The organism is Candidatus Cloacimonadota bacterium (assembly GCA_012522635.1).
GTDB lineage: Bacteria > Cloacimonadota > Cloacimonadia > Cloacimonadales > Cloacimonadaceae > Syntrophosphaera.
The window spans coordinates 1-3,885 of sequence record JAAYKA010000032.1; the positions used below are offsets into that span (position 1 = coordinate 1).

A 3,885-nucleotide genomic window follows, 5' to 3' on the forward strand; every position below is an offset into this window, starting at 1 on the left:
GAAATAAGTTTGTGACAAAGAAAAAGATTGACGTGGATTTTGAGGGAAAATAACTTGTCCTCAGGGCTTGAAGCCAAATCAGGCCAAACGCGCGGCACCCGTTGCGAATTGGCTGGAACACGGGTCTCAGGCACGTCTGTTTTTGTTTTTATACCGGTTCAAAGTTCCAAATTTCCGAACCAAGCCCCCGCCGGGGACCTTTTTATAAATAAAAAAGTGTCCGGCCATGAAAAAAATCCGGACAAGGAAACGAAGATGACAAAAAACAGCTCCATGAACGTCCACTCTTTTTTGAAGATGAAAGAGGCAGGCACAAAAATTACGATGGTGACCGCGTATGACGCCTCCATGGCTCGCTGCGTGGAAGCCAGCGGGATTGATATGATCCTGGTTGGCGACAGTTTGGGCATGGTGGTTTTGGGTTATCCAACCACCCTGAAGGTTACCATTGAAGACATGGTTTACCACAGCGCCGCCGTGCGCCGGGGCGCTCCAAACACATTTGTGGTGGGCGATTTGCCCTACATGAGCTACCATTTGAGTCTGGAAGAGACCAAGGAAAACGCCGCGGCTCTGGTGGTTCAGGGAAATTGCGACGCGGTGAAGCTGGAAGGTGGCTCAGACCAGCGCGTTGAGGCTGTGCGTGCCATTTTGGATTGTGAAATCCCGGTTTGCGGACATATCGGTCTCACCCCGCAAAGTGTGAACCGCTTCGGTGGATTCAAGGTTCAAGGCAAAACCAAGGAAGCCCACGCGGAATTGATTCGCCAGGCTTTGGCGCTGGAGGAAGCCGGTGTTTTCATGCTGGTTTTGGAAGGCATTCCGGAAGGCTTGGGCAGAGAGATTTCGCAACAGTTGAAAATCCCCACAATCGGCATCGGAGCAGGCAGATTCACGGATGGGCAAGTCCTTGTGTATCATGACCTTTTGGGACATTCCACGATGGTGGCAAAATTTGTGAAATCCTACGCCACGCTGGATGAGGAAATCACCGGCGCGTTGAAACATTATCACCACGAAGTGCGCCAAGGCCTGTTTCCGGGCACGGAGCACGTATATTTCCCCGTTGGAGAATAGATATTTTTAAGGAAAGATGAGAAATGACAGAAAAATATGAACAAATCGAAAAGATGAGCCCGGAAGAGAAATTTTCCGCGGTGGCAAATTTGAAGGAAAAGCTGGAAGAGAATTTTGTGAGCTTGGGACAGTTGCTTTCAGAAATCAAGCGCAGCCGGCTTTTCAAGGTGAAAGGCTATGAGAATTTCCGCGAATTTGTGGAAGCCGAATACAGCCTGAGCGGCTCGCTGGCTGGAAAACTGGTGTCGATATTCGACGTTTTCATCGAAGAAATGGATGTGGACGAAGGCACGATTTTGGATATCGGTTTCGACCGCCTTCAGATGATTCAGCCCCTGGTTCGGAAAGCGGATTGGGCGGATCGCGATGACTGGGTGCAAAAAGCAGAGGAAATGCCCACCCGGGAGCTTCGCGATCACATCAAAGAGATAAAAAAGGAAGAAAAAGAAAAGAACCTTGATCCCAAAAAAGTGTTCATCGACCAATATTTGGAGCGGATGACCGCAATTTTGAACTGTTCCCGCACGGAACTGAACTACAAGCTCGCGCTGTATTTTCAAGATTCAGACACTGAAAGCATCAGAGACGTGGTGCGTCAGCGCCAGCGCGAATTTGAAGACGAGCTGAAAAAGGAGGAACACCATTGAAACGCGCCAAACAAATGCAAATCCTTTGGGTGGACGATGAAATTGACCTGTTGCAATCCTTCGTGATGTTTTTGGAGGAACGCAACTATTCGGTTGACACCTGCAACAACGGCAGCGACGCCATCGAAAAGGTTTTGGAAAACAAATATGACCTGGTGATTTTGGACGAAATGATGCCCGGTTTGGACGGGCTCGCCACTCTGCAGGAAATCAAACGCATCAACTCTGCCATGCCCATCGTGATGGTTACCAAAAGCGAAGAGGAAGGCCTGATGGAAAAAGCGATTGCCTCGCAGATTACGGACTATCTGATCAAGCCCATCAACCCGAACCAAATCATCATGGCCATCAAAAAGATATTTCAAGCCGATGAGATTCGCGCGAACCGCATCGGCGAGCAATATTCCCGCTATATCGGACAGCTTAACCAGCGTCTTTTTGACAATCCCGGCTGGGAAGACTGGACAACCATATATCGCGAAATGGCATATTGGGAAATCCAGATTGATGAAGTAAACGATGAAGGGCTGCGCCAGACCCATTTTCTGGAAAAGCGCAATTGCAATACGGAATTCACTAACTTTGTGGAACGCAACTATCGCGATTGGCTGCGTTCAGACGACCGGCCAAACCTGTCTTTCGACCTGGTTTCACAATATATCGCGCCCCATTTTGATGAGGGCGTGCCCATCTATTTTATCCTGATTGACTGCATGAGACTGGATCAATATCTGGCCATCCAGCCCTATATCAAGGAACTTTTTGATGAAGAGATGGATTTGTATTATTCCATCCTGCCCACCGCGACACCGTATAGCCGTAATTCCATATTCAGCGGGCTTTTGCCCCAGGATATTGCCAAACGTTTTCCTGAATATTGGGTTCAAAGCGGCGAGATGGATAGCAGCCGCAACCGCAACGAACACCAGCTTTTGGATGAACACGTGGCGGAATTGGGCTACAACCTTGACCCTGCTTCCAAATATGTGAAGATTTTCAATATGGAAGAGGGGAATTTCGTGCTGCGTAAGATTGAAACCTGGAACAAGGAAAACCTGGTGGTGCTGGTTTATAACTTCCTGGACCTTTTGGCACACCACCGTTCGAGGGATAAAATCCTGCAGGAAACCATCCCCAATGAGGAAGGCCTGCGTGCCTTCACAAAGCATTGGTTTTTGCATTCCTCGCTGTATGAAGCGCTGAAAATGATTGCAAAGCAGGATGCCATCTGCATCATCAGCACAGACCACGGCTCCATCAAAGTGAATCGCGCCACGCAGGTGATTGGAGACCGGGATACTTCCATCACGGTGCGCTATAAAGAGGGGAAAAACCTCAGCGCGAACGACCGCCATTCCATTTTCGTGAAAAAGCCCTCGGAATTTGGGCTGCCGGTGAAAAGCATCGTGGATAACTTCATTTTTGCCAAAGACGACTACTATTTCGTCTATCCAAATTCCTACCATCAATATCAGAGGCAATTTAACGGAACCTTCCAGCACGGCGGGGTTTCCATGGAGGAAATGATTCTGCCGGTTGCCACCTGCCGTTCCAAGCGCCTGAAATAGGGCTTGACAAAAAAGCGAAGCCCGTGTATCCTATATTTAGGATTGCGTTTAGCAAAAGGTCCCGGAAGCTTTTGGAGACCAGGCTTGGTCACCACCAGCATTCGGGACTTTTCTTTTTAAGATGGAAAAACTGAGTAAACACTACGAACTGAAGACGCGGCAGGACACGCTGGATTTGGCGGCGTCCATCGCGCCAATTTTGGAGCCGGGGGATGTGATTTGCCTCTGGGGCGGATTGGGCACCGGGAAAACCTTTTTCAGCGGGGCGCTGATGGCGGAACTGGGAGTGGTGGAAACGGTTGACAGCCCGTCCTTTGTGTTGATGAAGGAATACCTTGGCAAGCGTTTTCCCATTTTCCATTTGGATCTTTATCGGCTGAAGGGGCAGGCTGAGTTTTTGGATTTGGGCATCACGGATTTAATCGAGACCGGGCTCACCCTGATTGAATGGCCCCAGATTGCGGTGGAGGTGCTTCCAGAGCATGTTTTGGGCTTGTCTCTGCGCTTCTTTTTTGAAGATGGAAAGCGGGGTGTGGAACTTGTGGCAAGCGGTCGTTTTTTGGATTATCTTATATAGACAAATTCCTTTGGGA

The 3,885-nt window shown here is 49.1% G+C and carries 4 protein-coding genes; all 4 read left to right on the forward strand.

Annotated features, from left to right (window positions below; genetic code table 11):
* The first annotated feature begins 255 nt into the window (after nucleotides 1–255).
* The 4 genes from panB (at nucleotide 256) to tsaE (ending at nucleotide 3,869) form a co-directional block, all read left to right on the forward strand.
* Nucleotides 256–1,077, forward strand: coding sequence for a 3-methyl-2-oxobutanoate hydroxymethyltransferase (gene panB / locus GX135_01935; GenBank protein NLN84847.1), 822 nt, complete (start codon nucleotides 256–258; stop codon nucleotides 1,075–1,077).
* 23 nt (nucleotides 1,078–1,100) lie between these two features.
* On the forward strand, nucleotides 1,101–1,724 hold the full coding sequence (locus GX135_01940; GenBank protein ID NLN84848.1) for a hypothetical protein: 624 nt from the start codon (nucleotides 1,101–1,103) through the stop codon (nucleotides 1,722–1,724).
* A gap of 14 nt (nucleotides 1,725–1,738) precedes the next feature.
* Complete coding sequence (locus tag GX135_01945) at nucleotides 1,739–3,292, forward strand: bifunctional response regulator/alkaline phosphatase family protein (protein NLN84849.1); 1,554 nt, start codon at nucleotides 1,739–1,741, stop codon at nucleotides 3,290–3,292.
* A gap of 121 nt (nucleotides 3,293–3,413) precedes the next feature.
* The gene (tsaE, locus tag GX135_01950) at nucleotides 3,414–3,869 is read left to right on the forward strand and encodes a tRNA (adenosine(37)-N6)-threonylcarbamoyltransferase complex ATPase subunit type 1 TsaE (protein ID NLN84850.1); all 456 of its coding nucleotides are present in this window, start codon (nucleotides 3,414–3,416) and stop codon (nucleotides 3,867–3,869) included.
* Nucleotides 3,870–3,885: the final 16 nt, after the last annotated feature.

What these genes read in the sequence shown, in the direction of transcription:
- GX135_01940 (NLN84848.1), top strand. Translation starts at nt 1,101, where the DNA reads ATGACAGAAAAATATGAACAAATCGAAAAGATGAGCCCGGAAGAGAAA.
- panB (NLN84847.1), top strand. Translation starts at nt 256, where the DNA reads ATGACAAAAAACAGCTCCATGAACGTCCACTCTTTTTTGAAGATGAAA.
- tsaE (NLN84850.1), top strand. Translation starts at nt 3,414, where the DNA reads ATGGAAAAACTGAGTAAACACTACGAACTGAAGACGCGGCAGGACACG.
- GX135_01945 (NLN84849.1), top strand. Translation starts at nt 1,739, where the DNA reads ATGCAAATCCTTTGGGTGGACGATGAAATTGACCTGTTGCAATCCTTC.